Here is a 24,442-nt window from a genome sequence, read left to right on the forward strand (position 1 = left end):
TGACGATTATTTCTCTAGAAAAATGACATTCGTCATCAATTAGAGCTCATTAAGATATAGAATAAATCATTTTATCACAAAATAATCAAGCCAGAGTATTCACAAATAAAATCCATTTTATTTTAAATAATAATCATTACATGCAGTTTAAAACTTTCTTATATAGACATAAAAAAGAGTCAATAGATTAACTATCGACTCGTGTATACTCCCTAAATCAGAATGTAAGTTAAACGATTCTTCTGATCTTAGATTGTTTTTTGTTTAACTCTAATGAGTTTGCTGGGATCGTACCCTTTTTTTTTTTATTCTATTCAACAACTCTCTATATAAATTTTCTTATATGACCGATTGACGAGAATTGGCTCTGGAATCTTTGCTTTGCCTATAGCTTCTTATCTTTCCCCATCAAGCGTCTCTTTATTGGCACTATTCACGACTTTTATCATTCCATCTTCTTGGTATGAATAAGTTGCTCGTACTCCAAGCAAGTTTCTTTCGAAAAGATGATCAAAACGGGCAATCTCATACCAAGATTCCAGATATTTATTCATATTAAAGTCTTTCACAACTGATTTATTTGTTGTTGTTGTTGTTGTATCTTGCTTTACATGAACACAATGATAACACAAAGACAAAAAACGTACTTATATTTTTTCCCATTCTTCAATTCCTCCTTCAATTTGATTAAATAAAGGATGTATTTCAACACTTTCTAAAGACCACAGTTCAGCGTATTTTATCTCATCCCTAAGGCGTAATTTCTTAAGAAGATGCTCTTTTTCGAATTCGATTTGCCCTGTATTTAGCTTGATTTTTTTTATCAACTCAAGATTCTTATATTTTCGACTATCGAACTTATAGCCTCTTGCATTTGCTTCCTGCCAGACAACACCTAAGTAATAATGAATTGATCTTATGGGATCGTTCGACTTTTTAAATCGATCCAATTGTGGGTGATTACTATAAGCTTTTGTTTGCCCCTCCAATACATTTTTAGCCAATAGAGTCTCTCGCCAGAGTGCTACAAGCCCTTTAGCATCAAGATATTTTGGGTGTAAAGACCAAATTCTCATTCTCCTTTATTTAAGTCAGTCATCTAAAGTTATTAAAAAAAATAAGTTGACCGCCCTTTTCACGAATCAACTTAAATACTAGACTTGTAGGATCTTATAAACACCGTTTAGGCTGCATCAATACGATTGCTTACAGCTAGCTCTTTGGGCATATGTCGTTTTCAGATATAAAAGCTTATTTTTGAATAAGACTTAACAGACCTCAAACTAATTGAAAGAAAAACATCATGAAATTCAAGTTACTCTTACTCCTGCTTTTACCGGTTACTCTTTTGCAGGCACAGCTTCTAAAGCCACTACCCGACAATCTGAATAAACGCATTTTAATTGCCCACCCGACGGTTGGAAATATTGAAATCTTATCAATCCTATCAAACAAAGGCTTGCTTAATCTGGATTCAATCCAATTAATTGGTTTATACCATAGCGGTGAGCAATATGACTATACCAAATCTCAAGCTGTACTAGATACGCTTACTTCACTAAATATTTATCTGGTAGAACTAAAGGATAGCCTATACGCCAATCAGCTATACCAGCAAAATGAAGTCAGCGATGAGTTTAACGAACTATTTGCTAATAGCGATGCAATCTTTTTCTTTGGTGGACCAGATATTCCAGCAGAGCTTTATAATGAAGTGCAGAATCCATTAACTAAAGTTTATGATCCATATCGTCATTATTTTGAGGCTTCTTTCATCTTTCATCTACTGGGAGGTTCTCAAGATAAAAGCTATGAAGCTTTACTTAAACAAAAGCCCAATTATCTGATTCATGGCATCTGCCTGGGCATGCAAAGCATGAATATTGCCACGGGTGGCAGCTTAATTCAGGATATTCCATCAGAAATCTACAATGGTGTGGAAAGTGAAGGTCTGGCTAAACTGAGCCAAAATGAGATTCACAGAAACTATTACAGACAAATGCCCGAGAATGATGAGCTAGAACTCACTGGCTTTCATTTTCACCAGATCAACTTCAAAGGGGCTTTCTTTTCGAAACTAACGGGAATTAATAAAAAAGATAGTCCCCTGGTCAATTCATACCACCATCAAGCCATTGAGAAGCTAGGTAAAGGCTTTAAGGTTTCGGCATTATCTACCGATGGAAAGATTATTGAAGCCATATACCATAAGAAATATCCAAACGTCTTTGGTATTCAGTTCCATCCTGAACGATCTGGCTTCTACAAACCTAAGGATAAGGTGCAATTCACACCTCAAGGTGAAGCAAAATTCTTCCCTGAGTGGATAGATGATGAAAGTATGGACTTCCACAAAGCCTATTGGAGAGCCATTAACGAAAGGTTGCAGGAATTATAAATCAAAATACCTTATAGAACAACAAAGCTCTAAGAATACACTGAGAGCTTTGTTGTTATTATTGATATGGCATTTTATGACATCCTTTAGAAAGAACCTACTCGCATTTAATCGCGTCGACTGGATTCAATTTAGCAGCACGATAGGATTGTATTATAACGGTGAAACTAACAACCAATGCTGCAATTAGAAATGCTACAACAAAGAACCACCACTGTATTTCAACTCTTACAGAATAATTGCTTAACCATTCCGACATGGCATAAATGGTTATTGGAATTGAAATAAGAACCGCAAGGATGACATAAATCATATTCAATCGTAAAAAAGAATAAATAATCGTTGAATTCGAACAGCCCATAACCTTTTTGATACCAATCTCTTTTGTTCGACTCTGTGCTAAGAATAGCGTTAGACCGAAAAGTCCAAATGAAGCTATCAGCATGGTAAATAAGGCTGAAATGGTGACCACTGTACTCATATTCCTTTCTTCAGAATACAATTCCTTAATCGTTTCTTCAATTCTGGTATAGGCGAAGGCTTGATCTTTGCAGATCCTCTGCTATGAATGCTTAAGTTTAGGCAAAAGCATATCGAGTGTCCCTTCCTTATAGTGTACAGCAATTTGTCTGAGATACTTATCAGTTATCCTAATCATTAATGGCGGTGTCTCAGAATGAAAAGAATGCAGGTTAAAATCTTTGACAACGCCAATAATATCATATTGAGAAGCCATCTGCTTACCAACTGGATCGACTATTCCAAATTGCTTCACTGCGCTCTCATTCAGAATACAGGCTTTTTTCGAATCGCCTCCAAATTCATGAGAAAAATAACGCCCTTCCTTAAGGGAAACTCCCATTGTTTTCAGAAAGTCGAAGTCGACAGCCATTCCTTCCACTTTCACCTGTTTTTCCTTGTCCTGAAAATGAGGCATCATCATCACCATTGATGATAGTACAGGTAAACTATTCATCGATCCAGCCGCACCAATCACGTTAGGAATCGCTTTAATTTCATTCAGCAAAGGCTTGTAGGCTGTTTTATCTTTGACATCAATTAGTAAGACATTCGTATTATTAAAGCCAGGATTTTTCTTTATTGAATAGTGATACTGCGATCGAATCGTAAAGGCCGAAGCCAAAAAGAAACAGAAAATAACCAACTGCAGAACGATAAGCGAGGAACGAAAAACATGCTTCTTTCTACCCGTAAAATTCTGAGATTTCAGAATACTCACTACCTTCAATCTTGATAAACCAAGTGAGGTGTAGAATCCCGATACCAATCCAATAAGTGCTGTTAATATGAGATAAACCAACAAATAGGTAGCAATATTGGATCTCATAATCGATAAGTTTGCACCAAACAATTCTCTCGCATAGGGTAAAACAATAAACATGAGAAGGATAGCAATGGGCAAAACAATACTGCTTAGTAAAACAGATTCTGCAAGAAATTGATATTTGATTTGTTTGTTGTTGGCACCATATGTTTTTCTAACGCCTATTTCCTTGGCCCTTCGGGATGAAACGGCGGTTGAAAGAATGATATAATTGAATGCTGCAACCAAAATGATTAATAAAGCGATACCTGAAAATAGTTTGAGAGTCCTGCGATTCCTCGTCATGCCGGCATTATTAATATCAGATGAGGCAAGATACACGTCATTCAAGCTCTGCAAAGAAAAAGCCGTATTGGCCTCAGAACCCAGGTATTTAGTCTCTAAACTCCTAAGCTGATTGTTTACGGCTATTAGATCACTACCATCAACCAAACGAACCCATGTTCTCCAAAACTCATGTTCCCAGCTACTTTCAACATGATCAATCCCAAATGCTTTATTTAAAGGAGCTAAATTCCATTCAGAATTCACAAAACATTCAGCTTTAAATGTTGAATTCTCAGGAAGGTCTTCAAAAACGGCATTGACGGTTAAAACTTCTTCCTTTTTATTAATAGTAGCCGTGATTTGTTTTCCGACCACATTAATATCAGAAAATAATTTCTCAGCCAGGTTTCTGGATAAACATATGGCATGTTTATCTTTAAGCAATTCACCCGTATTGGCACCATTTAATAAAGGCAGTGTAAAAATATCAAAAACATCAGAATTTGTTGCTACGACACTTCTAATCCTGATATTCTCTTCCTTATGCTTTATATTAAAGCCTCTAACATTTCGCACATTAATCGCCTTCTCCACTTGTGGAAACTCTTCCTTTAAAGTAGAAGCTAAAACATAAGGCGTTCCCGCCCATAAGCTTTTATAATCCTTTTTATACTCTACAAGCCGGTAAACCGAATCTTTATGCTTATGGCAAGAATTATAAGAGAGCTCATTAATAACAAAGAGTAGAATAATAAAAGAGACAGCCAATGCTATAGAAAGCCCCAGAATATTAATACTCGTAAAAACAAAGTTTTGTTTTAGATTTTGAAGTGCTGTTTTTAAATAATTTCTAAACATGTAAGCGCCTTAGGTTAGTAAAATTCTAATTATTTCTAAATAGATATCAGAACATGTCAGTAGCTTAAGTTTTACATTCACTTAAAACAATACTCTCCCTTCAATCCAACCTCACGCTACCATGTAATCATCTACACACTAATTATTAACAGAATTTGTATTTTGGCAAGATTAATCTACTACCAATACTGATACTACAAATATAGTAGATCGTATTTAAAACACATTCTATTTTACAAAATTCTTATCCTTGAATACTTCTAAATAAGCACTCAAAGTGTCAACAACATCATCCTGCAAAAAGACACAAGCTTTGCAGGAGTGCAACTCTCTCTTAATCTAAAAATTAACATTATTTTTTATCCGAGAATTTGCATATCGAGAATAAAAACTTAGTTTTGATGCAGAAATATGTTTTATGAGGAAATTGAATAAACAAATAGTGAGTCTTATTTTAGTTTTACCGATACTGGTAATGCTGGCTCATGATATTATTCCTCACCATCATCATGATACGAATACTTCGGCAAACTTTGTAAAAGGTAGTCATTCACATCCCGAAGCCATTCATACGTCAGATTGCCATTCACACGAGAGCCCACAGCACCTTTCCCATTCTCACAAAGAGACTGAAAGTGACTGTTGTTCCTTTGTCAATTTGCGTTTTTTCAAGAATTTTAAGTTTCAGGTTTATCTCAGCCATATCATTCTCGATATACTGGCTCCAGATGAAGACATACCTGTAAGACACTACGTATCCAATCATATCAGCATACCCGAACCCTATCGGGAAGCCAGCGGTTTACGTGGACCTCCACTAGTTTAATTAGATTCTTTTTCTTTTAGAAAGTGATCTGTGCCTTCTATGCCCATCGGTTTATACGAATTGAGCATGCATTCGTTTTGGTGTCAATTCATCTATCATTCAAGCTAAACGATTTAGTCAGGTTCTTTCTAGAAGCTATCAAACTGTAGTACACGGTATAATACAATCGTATTATATTTTTATTGATAATTATTTACTAACCAAATCTGATTCTTCTCATAATACATTCTTTGTAATGGCTGATTTAAGTCAACAGATTGTGTGATATGGGAAAATTCAAAAAAACAAAGAATTAAACATGAAGAAAGTATTGTTTGCTTTGGCAATTTGTGGATTGGCATTCACTTCGTGCAATAGCACAGCTAAAAAAGCCAAAAAAGAAGAAGCACACCAACATGAAGGACATGATCATGAAGGACACGAGCATGGTACTGAAGGACATGAACACCATCAGGAGGAATTCAAAGTAGATTCAACTACAAAAACGGGTTGTTCTGCCAGCCAAACAGGTTGTACTGTTGAGGAAAAGAAATCTTGCTGCGATTCTAAAAAAGTAGAAGATGAGCATGCAGGTCATGACCACGATCACGCTGATGGCGATCACAAACATTAAAAATTAGAATAGGGTTGGCCATTCGCCTTCCCTACTCTTCCCCCTTTACCGTACTAATTATCAATAGTCAATAATAAAAATAATGGCTTTTATCTGTCTTACAAAATCTGTAATAGAAGCCATCACAGCATTATAAATATCTCACACAATGAATAAAATATATTTGGTAGCTCTTGGCTTATCTCTATCCATAATTAGCTGCAAACCGGCCACTTCGGGTCATGAAGGTCATTCTCATGATGAAGTCACAGGTGGAGCAAGTCATGAAGAACACACGAACCAAACCCTGACCCTTTTTTCTGACAAAACTGAAATCTTTGCAGAATTCCATCCCTTGGTTGCCGGTCAGGTCTCAATATTCTTAACGCATTTAACGCGTTTGGAGACTTATAAACCTTATAGCGAAGGGAAAGTGACAGTCACTTTAATTGACAAAGAGGGTAATGGCATCCGTAATACAGCTGAAAAGCCAAGTTCTTTGGGAATATTCACACCTAGCTTAAAGCCTAAAACGACTGGTTTATATACTTTAATTATTGAAGTCGATTCAAAATTTGGTAAGGAACGCTTCGAAGCTCAAAACATTGAAGTTTATGCCTCTGAAGAAAAAGCGACTAAAGCACTAGCAGCTCAGCAGAAAGAGAATCAGACTGCCTTCTTAAAGGAACAAGCCTGGAAAATAGATTTCGGAACGGAAGATGTGAAGCATGGTATTTTTCACAAGATTATTAAAACCACTGGAGAATTGATTGCCTCGAGCAATAGTGAGATTCGTATTTCAGCTCAGTCTAGCGGAATTATTCATATGCCATCATCGGATATTGTTAATGGGAAACCAGTCAAGAAGAATGAAGCCATATTCTATATCACGGGAAATGGTCTTTCTGATAATTCTTTAACCAGTCGTTTTATCTCTGCTCGTTCAGAGTTTGAAAAAACACGAGCTAATTACAAAAGAGCTGAAGCTTTACGTGCCGATCAAATCATCTCGGAAAGGGAGTTTGATGAAGCTAAATCGAACTTTGAAAAAGCTGATATTAATTTTCAATTGATATCTAAAGATTACAGCACAAAGGGAATCAAAGTAGCTTCACCGGCAACCGGTTACGTGTGTAACATTTTTGTGAAAGAAGGCGAATATGTTGAAAAAGGTCAAGTGATTGGCATTGTTGATAGAAACTCAACGCTAATTCTAAAGGCTGATTTATACCAGAAACACTTAACACAGTTATCAAAAATTCATTCAGCAAACTTTAAACTACCCTATCGCGATGAAATCTATAATACGGATGCATTAGATGGTAAATTAATCGCCTATGGACGTGATATTCATCAAGACGATTATACGACTCCTATTTTCTTCGAAATCAACAAGATTCCTGAGCTTTATATGGGCTCTTATGTCGAAGTCTATTTAAAGTCGGAAAGTACTCGCAAGGTTTTAAGCATTAGTAAGTCTGCTGTTTTAGAAGATCAATCTATCTTCTTCGTCTTCGTTCAAACCGAAGGAGAAAGCTATGAGAAGCGTTTTGTGACCATAGGATCGGATAATGGTAAGGAAATTGAAATTCTAAGTGGTTTAAAAGCTGGAGAACGTGTGGTAAGCAAGGGCGTCTATTTTGTGAAATTAGCTTCAATGGCTGGTGCACTGCCTTCTCATGGACACGAACACTAGATTTCGATTTAGGATTTTTGATTTAAGAATTAAAGAACATTTAAAGGATTTTGGATTGTAATCATCAATCTAAAATCATCAATCATTAAATACAAGAAACTGTGTTAAATAAAATCATACAATACGCACTACACAATCGTATATTGGTGATGTTTGGGGCTTTTCTCCTGATTATTGGAGGTAGCTACACAACGGCCAATATGGATGTAGATGTGTTTCCAGATCTGACTGCCCCTACTGTGGTTGTGATGACTGAAGCACATGGCATGGCACCTGAAGAGGTGGAAAAACTAGTCACATTTCAAATAGAAACTGCCGTAAATGGCGCAACCAATATTAGACGTCTACGTTCATCTTCCTCAGCTGGATTTTCTATCGTTTGGGTAGAGTTTGAATGGGGAACCGACATTTATCTGGCTCGCCAAATTGTGAGTGAGAAGCTGATGGCGATTTCAGATCTTCTTCCTAAAGGAACGGGTAGTCCGACATTAGCACCACAGTCATCCATTATGGGTGAAGTGATGATGATTGGTCTTCAGGCAGACCAAACATCCAGCATGGATCTTAGAACATTGGCTGACTGGAATATTCGTCCGCAGTTATTGGCTCTCAATGGGGTGGCACAGGTTGTTGTGACGGGTGGAGATTTCAAGCAATACCAGATTCTAGCCAACCCTCAGAAGATGCGGCATTATAATATTAGTCTGGATGAATTGATGAAAGCGGCTAATGCAACAAACGAAAACTCTGCAGGTGGCTTCATCAACGAATTTGGTAATCAATATAATATTCGTGGCATTGCTCGTACTTCTAATATAAGTGAACTAGGGAATTCGGTTGTTAAGGTTTATAAAAAATCTCCTATACGAATTAGCGATATCGCTGAGCTTGTTGAGGCTCCTGCTCCCAGAATTGGTTTAGCCAGTGTTAATGCCAATTCAGCCGTTCTTTTAACGGTAAAGAAACAGCCAGGTGTCAATACGTTAAAACTAACTGAAAAACTAGATCTGGCAATTGCTGATATCAAAAAAGGCTTGCCTGAAGATGTTTCGGTCAATACGCATATTTTCCGTCAAGCCGATTTCATTGAAAACTCAATTGGTAATGTAAAGAAAGCCTTATACGAAGGCTCAATCTTCGTGATTATCATTCTATTGGTTTTTCTAATGAATTACCGCACAACACTTATCTCATTATTGGCTATCCCCTTATCACTACTCTTCACGATCATTACACTGAAGCTATTGGGAATTACTATTAATACAATGACTCTGGGAGGTATGGCTATTGCTATTGGTGATCTCGTAGATGATGCGATTATCGATGTTGAGAATGTTTATAAACGGCTTCGACAGAATTTCAAGCTGCCTAAAGAAAAACGAGAGAAGTCACTTGTTGTGATTTATAGTGCCTCCTGCGAAATTCGGTCTTCAATTATAAATGCAACCTTTATTATTATTGCGGCATTTATACCCCTTTTCTTCCTTACTGGTATGGAAGGTCGAATGCTTCAACCACTTGGGATTGCCTTTATTGTTTCGCTATTTGCATCTTTAATTACAGCGCTTACCGTAACTCCTGTTCTTTGTAGCTTTATGCTGACGAACGACAAAATGTTAGATCGTAAGGGTAAAGAAAGTTGGTTGGTTACCAATTTGAATAAACTTTACGAAAAGTCATTAAATAAGGCCTTAGAGTTTAAATACTTTATTCTAGGATCAGCAAGCGTCCTGTTTATTGCTTCACTTATTATCATGAGTAGCTTGGGACGTAACTTTCTTCCTGATTTTAATGAAGGATCGCTTACCATTACTGCAATTACAAAGCCAGGCATATCTCTTGAAGAATCGAACAAAATAAAGAACCTTGCAGAAAGAGCACTCATAACAATTCCTGAAGCTAGACTAACGGCTCGTCGTACAGGTCGTGCTGAATTGGATGAACACTCTTTTGGTGTGAATACATCGGAGATTGAAGTACCATTCACACTAACGGATAGAACAAAGGCTGAATTTCTTGCTGATGTCCGTAGTAAATTGGGTGAGATTGCAGGTGTTAACTTTGCAATAGGACAACCCTTGAGTCACCGAATCGACCATATTCTATCGGGAACCAAAGCAAATATTGCCATTAAAATTTTTGGTAGCGATCTTTCCAAGATGTTTCAAATGGCCAATGAGATAAAGGGCTCTATAGAATCAATAGAAGGCGTTGTGGATATAAATGTGGAGCAGCAAGTTGAGATTCCGCAGATTCAGATTCGCCCTAAACGCGACATGTTAGCTAAGTATGGTATCTCCATCTCGAATTTCTCTGACTTTATCGATATCGCCTTTGCAGGTGAAAAGGTTTCAGATGTATTCGAAGGTGTTAAGGCTTTCGACTTGGTTGTTCGATATAATGAAGAAAATCGTGGTAATATTGACGCACTTCGTAATGCTTTAATCGACACTTGGGATGGCAAGAAAATTCCTTTTAGCTATGTGGCGGATATTCAATCTCTATCGGGTCCAAACACAGTAAGTCGTGAAAATGTACAACGTAAGTTGGTTGTATCTGCCAATGTTGCAGAAAGAGATTTACGCTCTGTAGTAACAGATATTAAAGCAGCGGTTGATCAGGATATCAAAATTCCTGAAGAGTATCGGATTGAATTTGGAGGACAGTTTGAAAGTGAAGCAAAGGCATCGAAGACTTTAGCCTTGACTTCTATCATCTCATTCTTGATTATCTTTTTATTATTGTTTCAGGAATTTCGTTCATTCCAATTAGCTAGTATTATTTTATTAAATTTACCTTTAGCATTAATTGGAGGTGTTTTTACCATTTACTTTACCTCTGGAATGCTTAGTATTCCTGCTATTATTGGTTTCATTACCCTCTTTGGTATTGCCACACGTAATGGTATTCTACTCATCTCAAATTACCTGAGTATGTTAGATAAAGGCCTAGAGATAAAAGAAATTATTGTTCAAGGATCGATCCACCGTTTGAGCCCGATTTTAATGACAGCCTTAACTGCTGCCTTAGCCTTGGTTCCGATGGCTCTTGGGGGTGATGAACCAGGTAACGAAATTCAGAGCCCAATGGCTGTTGTGATTTTAGGTGGTCTATTAACGTCTACCCTACTAAATATGTATATTATTCCTATTGTATATCTATTATTAAACTCTAAAAAGAAATCAATATGAGATCAATATTAATGGGTCTATTTGCTATAGGATTGAGTCTGAATGTTCAGGCTCAATCAGACCTAAAAGAGATTCTTCAGGCTGTGGAGACTAATAATTTGAGTTTAAAAGCTCAGAATAACTATATCGAATCGCAAAAGATAGGTTTCAAAACAGAGATGAATTTAGCCAATCCTGAGATTGAGTATGAAAAAAACTTCTCCGATTCAGATGGAAATCCTTATGAGATTCTTATCAGCCAGGATTTCGATTTCCCTACGGTTTATTTGTACAAGAATAAGATTAGGAAAGCAAAAACGGCTAATCTTAGCAATCTCATGCAGCAAAGTCGACAGGATATTCTCCTAAGTGCTAAAAAAACATGTTTGAATTTGATTTATCAGAATAAACAAAAAGAGCAATTAAGCATTCGTTACGAGAACGCTCAGAAATTAGTTTCTTTCTTTCAGAAGAAGCTTGAAAAAGGTGATGCCAATATTTTAGAGATGAATAAGGTGAAGATTGTTTTATTGAATATCAAGAATCAACTTCAGCTTTGCAATACGCAAATCATCAACCTAAAACAAGAGTTGAAACAACTGAATGGTGGCCAACCAATTGAATTCAAAACAATTCTTTACCCTAAGGTTTCACTTGAAGAAGACTTATCAAAGCTTGAAATGGATGTTCTAAGCAATAGCCCTGGCTTGAATCAAATGAAAGCCAATATGGATATTGCATCAAAACAGACCCGTTTGGCAAAGAATCAGGTCTTACCTAAGCTAAGTTTGGGTTACCGTTACCTGAACTCTGATATCAACAAGTCTTACAATGGTATAAATGTGGGTATTAGTATTCCTCTGTGGGAAAGTCGCAATAAGGTTAAATTTGCTAAGTTGAACCAACTGTCACAGGAAAGTCAGTTTCTATCACAGGAGAAGATGGTTCTTTCAGACATTCAGAAAAACTATCAGAACTATCAGGGTTTAAAAGCTTCTCTTGATGAATACCGCTTAATTCTTGATGGCAGTAATATGAATGAACTTTTGAAAAAGGCACTTGATTTTGGGCAGATATCGAGCATTGAGTACTTTATGGAAAGTATCTATTTCTACGAAAGTTACGATACCTACCTACAAGTTGAGAAAGAATACCATTTGGCTGTTGCTGATTTGTTAAAACACCAGCTATAAACTTCGTCCCCTTTAGTGGTAATAGAACTTAGCTAAAGAAATACCTTTAATAAACCAGTTGAATTATTTCAGCTGGTTTTTTTGTTTCACAATCTCATTACAAGTCTGAATATAAAAGACAATAGCAAAAAAAATCACAGCAAACTTTAGTCTGTTGTGATCTGATTTTCCTTATATGCTATAAGCAATAATCGATCCGATTAATATAGAATCTTGCTACCTAAATTTTAATATTCTTTCCCTCGTTCATCAATCATAGGAACAAAACGAACAGGAATAACATCCTTTCTAACCAATTCTCCATCTATCTTTTTCAGTAGAACCAGACTTTTCACATTCTTTTCTCCTATTGGGATAACGAGACGACCATTTTCATCCAATTGATCAATCAGAGCCTGTGGTATTTTACTCGGTGAACAAGTGACTATAATGGCATCATAGGGCGCATGTTCTTCCCATCCTATATAACCATCGCCCCATTTTAGGTGCAGATTATCGTAATTTAATGACTCAATTGTTGTTTTAGCTTTTAAAGCGAGCCCCTCCACAATTTCAATGCTATATACTTCTTTGCATAGTTCTCCCAGAATAGCAGCCTGATAACCTGAACCTGTTCCAATTTCAAGAACCCTACTCTTCGAATTGATATCCAAAAGTTGGGTCATAATACCAACGATATAAGGCTGAGATATGGTTTGCCCAAATCCAATAGGCAAAGGAGAATCTGAATAGGCTAAATGACGGAACTGACTGGGAACAAATAAATGTCTCTCAACTTTTTGCATCGCTTTAATTACAGCCCTTTCTTTAATACCCCGGGCGGCAATCTGCTCCTTAACCATTTTATAACGCAATTCCTTATAATTCATATCTTGAGCTCTAGCTTCTCCATTCTGGCCACACAAAAACCCCAAAAAGAAGAAACTTATTATTAGGTATCTATTCATTATTCTCTTTTTTGTACAAAATAAAGTTACGATAATATCTTTAATATTATGGCCATTCAAGGGCATTCTTTATGTTTTAAACAAATCCTCACAAAGCATAAAATAGGATCGTTAGAGAGTAATTAACAAGTGACTGGTAATTAGGCTTGTGAAGTGTAAAAAAACAGATCCTGTCAAACTTAAGTTTAACAGGATCTGATGATACCATACTCCTAATTAGTTTAATAATCTTTTAAGAATATATCGACCTAATTAAATGAGAACTATTTTTTGAACAAAGGATCTGCTCCAATTGTTCCAACCAGGCTTTCAAGATAAGCTTCAGTTTTCACGTGCTCAAGCTCTGATTTTGCTTTAGCTAAACGATCTTCAAGATCCATCGTTTCATTCCATTCTGAATTATTCTTATCAGCCATGAAATTATTCAAATAATCAATTTGTTTCACGAAGTATTGAATATCGATATCTTGCTTACGCTTCAATCGAGCTTTATACCAATCAGAATTGATCACCACATCACGATCAAACATCTTACGCAACTCAGGATCACTAATCTCTTTGCCATCGTACTGACCAAAGGCCATGATGCTCAATAAGACTTGTAATGGTGGAATTGCAGCAGATATACTATCGTCCTTAAAGTAATTGATAGCCACTTTCTCTTGTGCTTCAACAATATTCTTGATACCATCAGCAAAAGCTTCCATATCTTGAATCTCAGGCTTCAACATTCTTTCGTTGAATACATTCTGAGGCTCATCAAAAATTCTGTTCAAATAACGGAAAAGGAAACCTTCAGTAATACGGTAACCCAAACGACTTGCGTGAATCTTTTCACCATTATATTCGAAGTCATTCATTTTCTCAAGAGAACCTTCTTCAATTAAATGTTTAGGATCACGGCTATCTTCACTTAAACGACACCAAAGTTCAGGAATCAATAAAGAAACATCATGATCGAAACGGTTCTCAGTTCCTACATGTCCTGCAGCTGATGAAAATCCTTGGTATCCAGTGATAATATAAGATAATAAGGCATTATTCAAGTCAGTTGTTGGACTCAACATATTGAAAGGTCCTTTGGTCAATGCTCCTTCTGTACCAGCACCTGTTGTAGATGGTGATTTACCTGTTAGAGAACAAATAAAGTCCATAAACAATTCAGGTAACTCTTGATAATGAATTGGATTGTAAACACTCAAAGCGCGAATGCCTGCTTTCTTATCGGCAGGGTTATTACGACGTCCTGGTAATACAGCATTTACAGGATGATGAACAGGCTGATCCATAGGAATTTTTCTAGCCAAACGAACACCAACCTCTGCCAACTTATCGTCGATTGGGTTTACCAAATCTGGACGAATTTGCAAGTAACGTGGGTTTTGAGAAGGTGCACCATTTACAATTCGTGTATGAGATGGCGTGATAAAGTAATTGCCTTTTTCACTGTTAGCACCTTTACGTATCAAATCCTGAATAGGCTTGGTATATAGATCAAAACCAATGGCATCAGCCATTAACTCCTGACCGTCTTCTGTAGTCATTGGTTCGTAGTTCGATGTAAAATTACCTCTCATCGAAAGATCTGCCTCTGCTTCCTTATCGTATCCTCTATGAACGGCTTCATCAGGGCGTTGGAAGAAACGACGCTCACAGTTGGTTGTAATCTTAACCGACTTGTTGTCGTAAGCCTCATTCAAATATGAAAGACTGCTTGTAGGTAAAACTACTGAAGCGGTGATATCATCCTCCATTTGGATTTTTGCAGAAGCGATAAAGTCCTGACGTAATTTATGAAGGAACCATGAATTATCTGTTGCAAAACCAACACGTAAATAACTTGCTACAATCTTACGGTTATTATAAAGTAATTCGTGCCCTTTCTTACCATTCACCATATCCACAGAGAAATAATTTCTCCAATCACGACCTGTGCGACCTTCGCGGTAGAATCGTTTGATGAAAAGAACCAATCCTTTTACATGGTCTGGTATAGATTGTAAGTAATTGTTATACTCTTCGGTATAATATTTCGAAGGCGTTAGCAGTTTAACAACTGACCCTAAAGAACGTTTTGAATTCAATAATGGACGTGAAGGCTGAGAGCGATCAGAATGATCTTTCCAACGATTTGAATAGTCGTAATTAAACACTTCATCTGCCATATCAAAATCATTATCCATATCCTGAATGTAGAATGAACTGTAGATAATGGCATTTAATAGTGACTTCGAAATTTCAGACTTACCTCCACCAGATACCGTACATGGCTTATGGCAGAAAGTTCCCTCCGCATAAGTACTCACCAAGCGCCATGATGGAGCTGATGGATGTTTTTCCATATGTAATTTATAGCCTGATGGATGCACGTAATAATGCCCAGGCATTAAACGAATCGTTTGATCTTGACCGTCCTTTACCCAACTTACTGTACTTTTATATAAATCAATCTTGGCATGTCCATCGATATAAATAATATTCTCATATTCTTTATCAACTGCATATCCTTCAGATTTTACATCAACAGTATCGCCTAATTGCTTCATCACTTCGTCGAAAACATATTGCTTCTTAAGAATGTTATTCATAAAAAGTGTTCCGTCGAAATTATCACCTAAATTCTTACGTGGAAACGCAATGGCGCCACCTGAATGCTCTTCCTCTGCCAAACCATATAGGTTAGCCGAGAAACTGATCTGGGTTTTAATTTCTTTTTTAGAGTATCCAAAGTAGTTATCGGCAATAAGTGTAATAACCACACCTTCCTCGCTTCTACAAGTTACCTTAAAGGGTTGTCCGCCGTTATAAAGTTCATTCTCTTCTTTCCAACAAACACCATCGTTACGCTGACGTTCTGTAGCCTTGTCGTAATGAGGTAAACCAAGCTCTTTCTTAGTCAATTCCAACAATTGTGGAGCCAACACAACACAACCCGTATGACCGGTCCAATGTTCAATATCCAAACCAGCATCATTCGAAGGCAAGTGAGGATCACCCGCATTACCAAAAATAGATTCAACAAAATCGAGGTTACTAACGAAAGCTCCTGGCACAAAGAAACGCACTTCCATTGATTTCTGAGAAATAACACCTTTCACCTCAGGACATACAACAGGACGCAATAACAATGAAACCATCATTTTGGCTTTCTCGTCTTGAGTTGCTGTAAAAGGAAGTGTTTTAAATTTATCTGATGGATTAAAAGCAGAATCCAAAAACTTCAGGAATGCATACTTTGGTAATTCTATCTTATCTAGTGGTGCAGGTAAGTTTCCTTCTACAATATGAAATGAACCTTTGGTCGTTCTTCTATCGTGCTTAGGATTGTGCAGGACACCTTGTTTTATACGGTATGAACTTAAATAATCAGTTATATATTCATTCTTATGTGGTGGTAAACTTAGCTCACGAGCAATCCCTTCCTGATCTAAAGTAAACGTTGAAGTCGGTAACTGAGGGACTTCCTGATTCAATTCTTTAAAATATTCATTCAGAAAGTTCTGAATACGCTGGTCTGAAGGACAGTGATGATCCGCAAGTAAACGAGATTTCACACGATAATTTTGAATCAAACTATCTGTCAACGCAATAAATTTAGCATCAGACAATTCGTCATCTTCTTCATTAAAGATTGGTTGTCCCATAGCTGCTAATTGCAGATTAATATAACGAATCAGATCCTTCTGAGCGACCTCTCCATTTTTCGATTGGATTTCGCGATAAGTTGTTTTAATATTCTCCATATCTTGAGTTTTTAATAGCTTTTTAAGACTGTGTCCGTATCAAATTTACAGAAAATATCTATCCTAAAAAATGCATTAAAAGACTCTTATATGCTGTTTATCATTTAAAAATTCAATAATTTTTCATATACTATAAGAGCGCTCTCCGAAAACGATTTAAGACTGAATAAAATATATCACAATAATGGCCTATTTATATCAAAAAAGAGCTTTATTCATCTAAATCGATAAATAAAACTCTTTCAAATAGCCCCAGATGAGCTAAAAATATATGTTATAAATCAGTTTACCACTTCCCTTTCTTCTTAAAAAGCTTATTTAGGCCAATAAACAGGGTGTAAGCAGCAAAAGCAACAATCAAAATCCGCAGAATAAGCTTCTGATCGTAGTTGCCTTCTGCTAGCATAATATCGCGTGACAATGCAGGCATCATAAAAACGATGATAAAAAATAAGACCACAACTTGAAGCCAAAGAAAAAAGCTTTTGATTTTAGGGTGTTTGCTTGGCTTCTTTCCAGGAATTTCCTGTGATTGCTTGGCCATTTTAGAGCGTTGATTTTTAAGAATCTTTGGCTCTTCGACTGCTTTCTTTGAAAATTTCTTTTTTAACTGAGTCCCTAACAAAAATGCAAAAACACTCAGCCCAACCAGAATATATAGTTCTTTATTCATTTTCTTTGTATTAATCCTTTTCTCACCTAAAAATACGTTGTATAAGCTTTCATTTCCTTACGTTTTGCAGGCACATTATCACAAACTTTATCCAACAAATCCCAAAATGATTTTGAATGATTTTTCTCAATGGTATGACATAATTCGTGAAGTAAGACCATATCAATTAAATGTTCAGGCAAACGCATTAAATGAAGATTTAAACTGATATTATTATCTCCAGAACAAGATCCCCAACGGGTACTGGCATTTCGAACTGAAACTTTATTGAATTTAAAACCAAAGGATTGAGCTAGCTCTTCTAAACGTTTAGGCAAAACATATTGGGCTTCCTTTCTTAGTGTTTCGATTATCATCTTTTTGATAAAATCCTGAAAGCCTTCCGTTTTAAGATCGAAATTCTCTGGATAATTGATTTGAATCAAGCACTGTTTGACACTTGCACTAACTCGATTTTCATTGCAAGGATTCATTCTCAATTCATGATACTTAGTTTTAAAAACAGTATCCAAATCGAAAAATAAATTTTGGTTTTCCTTCGCTTGAATTTTTAAATTTTGTTTAGCAATCCAATCTTTATGACTTTGTGCAAAATCGATAGCGGTCTGCCAATCCAAAAGAGTAGGAACATTAATCCAGATGCCCTTATTGGGTGCCATCCGTAAGGATAAACGTTTAAAACGTGAATCCTTTTTAAGAGTTACTTCCCCTAAACCATCAAGTCTTATCTTCTTCTCAATCTTCATAAATAAAAAATAGCTTTACCCAGGAGGCAAAGCTATCAGAATTATTCCGTTTAGGAAAACTTATGCTTTAATCAATTCACTTAATTTTGTAAAAGAAGTGTCTGTATTATTAATTAAATCAGTAAAAACTGCTTTGTAATGTGCTTTCACCAATTTAGGGTTATCCTTACCATCAGGATGATTGGCACGAGCAACTAAGTTATTACGGTTTGCAACCGTTTCCTTAACAATCTCCATAACCTTATCTTGATTGCCTGGATGCAAATAAATATAATTGTAGCAATCAGAAATAACTTCAAAAGTCAAAAAGTCAATATCTTTTTTTAATTTTCTTCTACTCGCCATAGCTTCTTAATATTAATTGTTCTTATTCAAAATTCTTTGCAAATATACTAAAATTGCCAAAATATGCATCACACTATAGAGCGATAAAAATATACAGTTTAGTCGATGCAATAATTTTATTTGAAAAAACCTTACAATCCTAAGACTCAATATCCATGGGACTTCCAGCATCAAATAGAACCAGGAATAAAAATAAATTCAATCAGATCTACTTGTTTCTTAAATTTTTATTCTAATCTTTGTCGCAGATAAAACGCAAAAACTATGATTTTTATAGCACTACATCACCATCATCATTTTTTCTTACCTCAGGTGAGCCGATGATGTTATGCAAAAATCTCAAGTGATAAATTCATAACTATTAACGCCAACCTGATTTCAGGTTGGCGTTTTTGTTTACAAGCAATTCTGAAATCAAATTTTATTACAAAAACAGAATAATTACAGGACTTAAAACACAAAACAATGATTTTTAAAACACAGTCTCATCATTATCATCATTTATACTTACTTCAGGTGAGCTGATACTGTTATGCAAAAAATTTAAGTGATAAATTCATAACTATTAACGCCAACCTGATTTCAGATTGGCGTTTTTGTTTGTGCCCATTTCTGGAATTAGGTTTTATAAAAACAAAAATGAGTACAAGACTAAAAATTGCCATTCAAAAATCAGGAAGACTGCAAGAAGATTCATTAAGAATTTTAAAAGAATGTGGTATTTACATCGACAATGGAAAAGATCAACTCAAAGCGCGAGCTCAAAACTTTCCCTTGGAAGTTCTTTATCTGAGGAACTCAGACATTCCGGAATATGTTCAGGATGGGATTGCAGATATCGCCATTGTTGGAGAAAATGTTGTTGTGGAAAAACAAAAAAAGGTTCAAATACTTCAAAAGCTTGGTTTCTCGAAATGCCGACTTGCCATGGCGATTCCTAAGGATGATGAATACAATGGCCTTGAATACTTCCAGGGAAAAAAACTGGCAACCTCCTACCCTAATTCATTAAAAGCCTTTCTCGATGAGAATAATTTAAACTCTGAGATCCACGTTATTTCTGGTTCTGTTGAAATTGCGCCTAATATTGGTTTATCCGATGGCATATGCGATTTGGTTAGCTCGGGAAGCACGCTTTTCAAAAATGGACTTAAAGAAGTTGTTGAAATTCTTTCATCACAGGCCTGCCTGGTTTGTAACGAGAATATATCTGAAGAAAAGCAGGCTATTTTGAATGATTTGTTATTCAGAATGAGAGCGGTATTGGCTGCCAAGAACAACAAATACGTTTTGCTAAATGCTCCTACTGATAAGATTGAAGCAATAAGCAATATTCTACCTGGCATGAAAAGTCCAACAGTAATGCCTCTGTTGAAAGAAGGATGGAGCTCCATTCACACTGTTATCAATGAAAATGACTTTTGGACTGTCATAGATCAGCTTAAAGCCAATGGTGCTGAAGGTATCCTCACTATTCCAATCGGTAAAATGATTCTTTAATTTTTAAATATCAAGACAATGCAAACTATAAAATACCCACAAAAAAACAATTGGAATACTATTCTATCACGTCCTACTATTGAATTAGAGGAAATGGAGGAAGTTGTCAACCAAATTTTCAAAGAAATTAAAGCTGATGGTGACGCTGCTCTCAGAAAATACACTTGGTTTTACGACAGAGTTAAAATTGATAAATTGTCAGTAAGTCAAGCTGAGATTGATGATTCAGAACAGTTTATCTCTGATGAATTGAAAAATGCAATTCAAGTTGCGGCCCAGAATATTGAGAAGTTTCACAAAGCTCAAATGCCTGAATCCAGAACTATTGAAACCACTGAAGGCGTAACTTGTTGGAGAAAGTTTACTCCAATTGATAAGGTCGGTTTGTATATTCCCGGAGGGTCTGCGCCCTTATTTTCTACAGTTCTGATGTTGGGGATTCCAGCACGAATAGCAAACTGTCAGGAAGTTGTCTTGTGTACTCCTCCGGATAAGAAAGGAAAAATTAATCCAGCTATTCTTTATGCATGTAAGCTAGTTGGTATTTCTAAGGTCTTCCGAATTGGAGGCATTCAGGCTATAGGGGCCATGGCTTTAGGGACAGAATCAATTCCTGGTGTTTATAAGATTTTTGGTCCAGGTAACCAATTTGTAACAGCAGCTAAACAAACAGCCAGCAAACTAGGCATTGCAATCGATATGCCAGCAGGTCCATCAGAGGTTTTAGTTATGGCTGATGAAAGTGCCGTTCCTGAATTTGTAGCAGCCGATCTTTTATCTCAAGCCGAGCACGGTCCCGATAGTCAAGTGATTCTTCTTTCCTGGAACGAGGCATTGGTTGAGAAAGTTCAGGTTGAATTAGCCAAACAACTTAAGAATCTTTCGAGAGAAGCTATTGCAACAAAAGCGCTGAATAATTCCAAGATAATTTTGGTGAAATCAGCGGAAGAAGCACTTGAGATCAGCAATCTGTATGGCCCAGAACACTTAATTGTTTCTGTTAAGAACGAAGATGAGATATTGAATAGTATCCAAAATGCAGGATCCGTCTTTATTGGCAATTACACACCCGAAAGTGCCGGCGATTATGCATCGGGAACCAATCACACCTTACCAACCAATGGTTACGCCAAGTCGTATTCAGGTGTTGGACTAGGCTCTTTTATGAAGAGTATAACCTTTCAGAAAATTACACGCAAAGGTTTAGAAAACTTAGGACCTAGCATCGAAATAATGGCTGAAGCTGAACAGTTAGCCGCTCACAAAAATGCCGTTAGTATTCGTTTAAATAGAACTTGTTAAGAATACGCTTAAACCGTAAATAAGATGAATACAAAATTTAAACTGGAAAATCTAATTCGTACAAATGTGAAAACTCTCAATCCCTACTCTTCTGCCAGGGACGAGTTTTCTGGTACAAGTTCTATCTTTCTGGACGCTAACGAAAATCCTTTTGATAATGGAATCAATCGTTATCCTGATCCACAACAATGGGCTCTAAAGAAACGCTTGTCCGAAATTAAAGGGCTAGCCAAGGAGAATATGATTTTAGGTAATGGCAGTGACGAGATTATTGATTTGTTATTGAGAGCATTTTGTGAGCCATCGAAAGATAAAGTCATTATTTGCAATCCGACCTATGGCATGTATCAGGTTGCCGCGCAAATCAATGATTTGAAGATTTGTGACTTAAAGCTTGATTCGAACTTTCAACCTGACGTAAAAGGCATTTTAGATAATAATGACAGTAAACTCCTTTTTCTTTGTTCACCCAATAATCCGACAGGTAATCTCATTGAGAAAAAGATTCTAACTGAATTATTGAATCGATTTAAGGGACTAATTGTTCTGGATGAAGCTTATATCGATTTTGCTGCTGATGCAAGTATGATTAAGGAACTTTATAAGTATCCAAACCTGATCATCTTACAAACCCTGTCAAAAGCCTGGGGGATGGCAGGTATTCGTTTGGGTATAGGAATGGCCTCTCGTGAAATCATTGAAGTATTGAACAAGATTAAGCCGCCATATAATGTCAATACGCTAACCCAGGAGAAAGCACTTGAACTATTAGGCGATGAAAAAAGAAGTCAGGATGAAATAAAACTCTTACTTAAAGAAAAGGAATGGATGTTAAAAGAACTGAGACGCCTTTCTTTTGTTGAAAAAGTGTTCCCTTCTCAAGCAAATTTCATACTTATTCTAGTTAAGGATGCCAATGCGCTTTATCAGTTTTTAATTGAAAAAGGTATCGTTATCCGAAATAGAACCACTATTTCACAGCTTCAGAATTGTCTTAGAATAAGTATTGGAACCATTATTGAAAACCAAAGTTTATTCATGGCTCTCAAAGAGTTTGATAAGAAATAAAATGCGAACTATTCAACCAAAATAAACCACCTCATGCAAAATACATCACAAAAAAAGAAAGTTCTCTTTATCGATAGAGATGGGACGCTCATTATTGAGCCACCTTTAGATTTTCAAGTTGACAGTTTGGAAAAACTGGAGTTTTACCCTGGCGTTTTTCAAGGTTTGGGCAAAATTGCTTCTCAGCTCAATTTCGAATTGGCAATGGTAACCAATCAGGATGGTTTGGGAACGGATTCATTTCCCGAAGCTGATTTTTGGCCTGCCCAAAACAAAATGATGCAAGCATTAGAAAATGAGGGAATCTCATTTAATGAGATTATCATAGATAAAACTTTTCCTGAAGACAATGCTCCTACTCGCAAGCCAGGTACTGCACTTTTAGAGCAATATTTATCAGATGAATACGATTTAGAAAACTCCTTTGTTATAGGCGATAGATGGACCGATGTTGAATTAGCTAAGAACCTGAATGCAAAAGCCATCTTTATTAATGCCGAACAATCTGAATCAGAAGATCAAAATGATTTAAAGAAACAAATCGCTTTGCGAACCACATCCTGGGACCAGATATTTGAATTTTTGCGCTTAAGTGAAAGGACGGCTTTAATTGAACGCAACACCCTTGAAACACAAATCAGAATTGAATTGGATTTAGATGGCAGTAGCCAAGGAAAAATCAACACAGGCTTGGGATTCTTCGATCACATGCTGGAACAAATTCTAAAACACTCAGGCATCAATCTCTCAATTTTAACGGTAGCCGATTTAAATGTAGACGAACACCACTGCATTGAAGACACAGGCATTGCCTTGGGCGAGGCCTTCAAAAAAGCATTAGGTGATAAACTGGGAATAGAACGTTATGGCTTTTGTTTGCCTATGGATGATTGCCTTGCACAGGTTGCTCTCGATTTTGGCGGACGAAACGAACTAGTTTGGGAAGCGGACTTTAAAAGAGAAATGATTGGTGATGTTCCAACCGAGATGTTTTCACACTTTTTCAAATCCTTTTCCAATGGCGCCTTATGCAACCTGAATATAAAGGCCGAAGGTAGAAATGAGCATCACAAAATTGAAGGCATTTTTAAAGCCTTTGCCCGTGCTATTCGTATGGCCATCAAACGCGATGTAAATAATTTACAAGTGCCCTCAACCAAGGGACTTCTATAAGAGAAAGACATGAGCAAACAAAATATAGTGATTATCGACTATAAAGCAGGTAACGTTCAATCGGTAAAATATGCACTCGAACGTCTAGGCGTTTATGCAAAAGTTTCGAATTGTGAAGAAACAATACGCCAAGCAGACAAGGTGATATTCCCTGGAGTTGGAGAAGCAGCCTGGGCGATGAAAAAGCTAAAAGAAACAGGTTTGGATCAATTGATTCCTCAACTTAAACAACCTGTATTGGGTATTTGTCTGGGGATGCAACTCATGTGCACCAGTTCGGAAGAAGGCGATACCAAAGGACTGGGTCTTTTTCCTGTCAAGACTCTTAAGTTTCCCGCTGAAGATAAGGTGCCACATATGGGTTGGAATCAGATCAGGCAACAGAAAGCTGAGCTATTCAATGGGATTAAAGAGAATAGCTTTGTCTACTTTGTTCACTCCTACTATGTTCCTTTAAACGAACACACAACTTCTGAAACACATTATATCAGAAGTTTTTCTGCCAGTCTTCAAAAGGCCAACTTTTACGCTTGTCAGTTTCACCCTGAAAAATCAGGAGATATTGGACAAGAGATATTAAACAACTTTATTAAGCTATAA

The 24,442-nt window shown here is 36.5% G+C and carries 20 protein-coding genes; 11 read left to right on the plus strand and 9 right to left on the minus strand.

Features of this window, described 5'->3' with window-relative positions; genetic code table 11:
- Positions 1-395 precede the first annotated feature (395 nt).
- Together DWB61_RS05685 and DWB61_RS05690 are read right to left on the minus strand one after the other, a co-directional pair.
- Positions 396-554: a lipocalin family protein gene (locus tag DWB61_RS05685; protein ID WP_125029933.1), complete on the minus strand. Its 159-nt coding sequence runs from the start codon at positions 552-554 to the stop codon at positions 396-398.
- Between the two features lie 93 nt (positions 555-647).
- Entirely contained in the window at positions 648-1,076 is a 429-nt protein-coding gene (locus DWB61_RS05690; RefSeq protein ID WP_125029934.1) for a pyrimidine dimer DNA glycosylase/endonuclease V, read from the minus strand.
- A gap of 227 nt (positions 1,077-1,303) precedes the next feature.
- Between DWB61_RS05690 and DWB61_RS05695 the strand changes: the two genes are divergently transcribed.
- A complete protein-coding gene (locus DWB61_RS05695) occupies positions 1,304-2,398 on the plus strand; it encodes a gamma-glutamyl-gamma-aminobutyrate hydrolase family protein (protein WP_125029935.1) in 1,095 nt (364 codons plus the stop codon).
- A 97-nt stretch (positions 2,399-2,495) separates the two neighbouring features.
- Here DWB61_RS05695 and DWB61_RS05700 read toward each other — a convergent pair whose 3' ends face one another.
- Both DWB61_RS05700 and DWB61_RS05705 read right to left on the minus strand, forming a co-directional pair.
- Positions 2,496-2,879, minus strand: a complete 384-nt coding sequence (locus DWB61_RS05700; RefSeq protein ID WP_125029936.1) for an ABC transporter permease — start codon at positions 2,877-2,879, stop codon at positions 2,496-2,498.
- A gap of 81 nt (positions 2,880-2,960) precedes the next feature.
- Positions 2,961-4,868 (minus strand): ABC transporter permease, encoded by a 1,908-nt coding sequence (locus DWB61_RS05705; RefSeq protein WP_125029937.1) that lies wholly within the window; start codon positions 4,866-4,868, stop codon positions 2,961-2,963.
- Between the two features lie 418 nt (positions 4,869-5,286).
- Between DWB61_RS05705 and DWB61_RS05710 the strand changes: the two genes are divergently transcribed.
- From DWB61_RS05710 to DWB61_RS05730, 5 genes are all read left to right on the plus strand, one after another.
- On the plus strand, positions 5,287-5,694 hold the full coding sequence (locus DWB61_RS05710; protein ID WP_125029938.1) for a hypothetical protein: 408 nt from the start codon (positions 5,287-5,289) through the stop codon (positions 5,692-5,694).
- Positions 5,695-5,992: 298 nt separating this feature from the next.
- Complete coding sequence (locus DWB61_RS05715) at positions 5,993-6,307, plus strand: hypothetical protein (protein WP_125029939.1); 315 nt, start codon at positions 5,993-5,995, stop codon at positions 6,305-6,307.
- A gap of 148 nt (positions 6,308-6,455) precedes the next feature.
- Positions 6,456-7,982 carry an efflux RND transporter periplasmic adaptor subunit gene (locus DWB61_RS05720; RefSeq protein ID WP_125029940.1) on the plus strand — a complete coding sequence of 509 codons (1,527 nt, stop codon included), beginning with the start codon at positions 6,456-6,458 and terminating at the stop codon, positions 7,980-7,982.
- Positions 7,983-8,083: 101 nt separating this feature from the next.
- On the plus strand, positions 8,084-11,173 hold the full coding sequence (locus DWB61_RS05725; RefSeq protein ID WP_125029941.1) for an efflux RND transporter permease subunit: 3,090 nt from the start codon (positions 8,084-8,086) through the stop codon (positions 11,171-11,173).
- Positions 11,170-12,345: a TolC family protein gene (locus DWB61_RS05730; protein ID WP_125029942.1), complete on the plus strand. Its 1,176-nt coding sequence runs from the start codon at positions 11,170-11,172 to the stop codon at positions 12,343-12,345. Before DWB61_RS05725 ends, DWB61_RS05730 begins: the two co-directional genes overlap by 4 nt.
- 227 nt (positions 12,346-12,572) lie before the next feature.
- Here DWB61_RS05730 and DWB61_RS05735 read toward each other — a convergent pair whose 3' ends face one another.
- From DWB61_RS05735 to DWB61_RS05755, 5 genes are all read right to left on the minus strand, one after another.
- On the minus strand, positions 12,573-13,292 hold the full coding sequence (locus DWB61_RS05735; protein ID WP_125029943.1) for a protein-L-isoaspartate(D-aspartate) O-methyltransferase: 720 nt from the start codon (positions 13,290-13,292) through the stop codon (positions 12,573-12,575).
- A gap of 263 nt (positions 13,293-13,555) precedes the next feature.
- A complete protein-coding gene (locus DWB61_RS05740; protein ID WP_125029944.1) occupies positions 13,556-17,035 on the minus strand; it encodes a hypothetical protein in 3,480 nt (1,159 codons plus the stop codon).
- 286 nt (positions 17,036-17,321) lie between these two features.
- The gene (locus DWB61_RS05745; protein ID WP_125029945.1) at positions 17,322-17,708 is read right to left on the minus strand and encodes a hypothetical protein; all 387 of its coding nucleotides are present in this window, start codon (positions 17,706-17,708) and stop codon (positions 17,322-17,324) included.
- Positions 17,709-17,734: 26 nt separating this feature from the next.
- The gene (locus DWB61_RS05750) at positions 17,735-18,454 is read right to left on the minus strand and encodes a M48 family metallopeptidase (protein WP_125029946.1); all 720 of its coding nucleotides are present in this window, start codon (positions 18,452-18,454) and stop codon (positions 17,735-17,737) included.
- Between the two features lie 60 nt (positions 18,455-18,514).
- The gene (locus tag DWB61_RS05755; RefSeq protein WP_125029947.1) at positions 18,515-18,799 is read right to left on the minus strand and encodes a hypothetical protein; all 285 of its coding nucleotides are present in this window, start codon (positions 18,797-18,799) and stop codon (positions 18,515-18,517) included.
- A 639-nt stretch (positions 18,800-19,438) separates the two neighbouring features.
- On the opposite strand from DWB61_RS05755, the gene hisG reads away from it, so the two are divergent.
- Genes hisG through hisH form a run of 5 tightly spaced genes read left to right on the plus strand, consistent with a single transcriptional unit; the run spans position 19,439 to position 24,442 of the window.
- Positions 19,439-20,299: an ATP phosphoribosyltransferase gene (gene hisG, locus DWB61_RS05760; protein WP_125029948.1), complete on the plus strand. Its 861-nt coding sequence runs from the start codon at positions 19,439-19,441 to the stop codon at positions 20,297-20,299.
- 18 nt (positions 20,300-20,317) lie between these two features.
- A complete protein-coding gene (gene hisD, locus DWB61_RS05765; RefSeq protein ID WP_125029949.1) occupies positions 20,318-21,601 on the plus strand; it encodes a histidinol dehydrogenase in 1,284 nt (427 codons plus the stop codon).
- Positions 21,602-21,625: 24 nt separating this feature from the next.
- Complete coding sequence (gene hisC / locus DWB61_RS05770) at positions 21,626-22,669, plus strand: histidinol-phosphate transaminase (protein ID WP_125029950.1); 1,044 nt, start codon at positions 21,626-21,628, stop codon at positions 22,667-22,669.
- A 33-nt stretch (positions 22,670-22,702) separates the two neighbouring features.
- Entirely contained in the window at positions 22,703-23,842 is a 1,140-nt protein-coding gene (gene hisB, locus DWB61_RS05775; RefSeq protein ID WP_125029951.1) for a bifunctional histidinol-phosphatase/imidazoleglycerol-phosphate dehydratase HisB, read from the plus strand.
- Positions 23,843-23,851: 9 nt separating this feature from the next.
- Complete coding sequence (gene hisH, locus DWB61_RS05780) at positions 23,852-24,442, plus strand: imidazole glycerol phosphate synthase subunit HisH (protein WP_125029952.1); 591 nt, start codon at positions 23,852-23,854, stop codon at positions 24,440-24,442.

Origin of the sequence: Ancylomarina euxina (assembly GCF_003863355.1) — a bacterium.
Taxonomy (GTDB): Bacteria; Bacteroidota; Bacteroidia; order Bacteroidales; family Marinifilaceae; genus Ancylomarina; species Ancylomarina euxinus.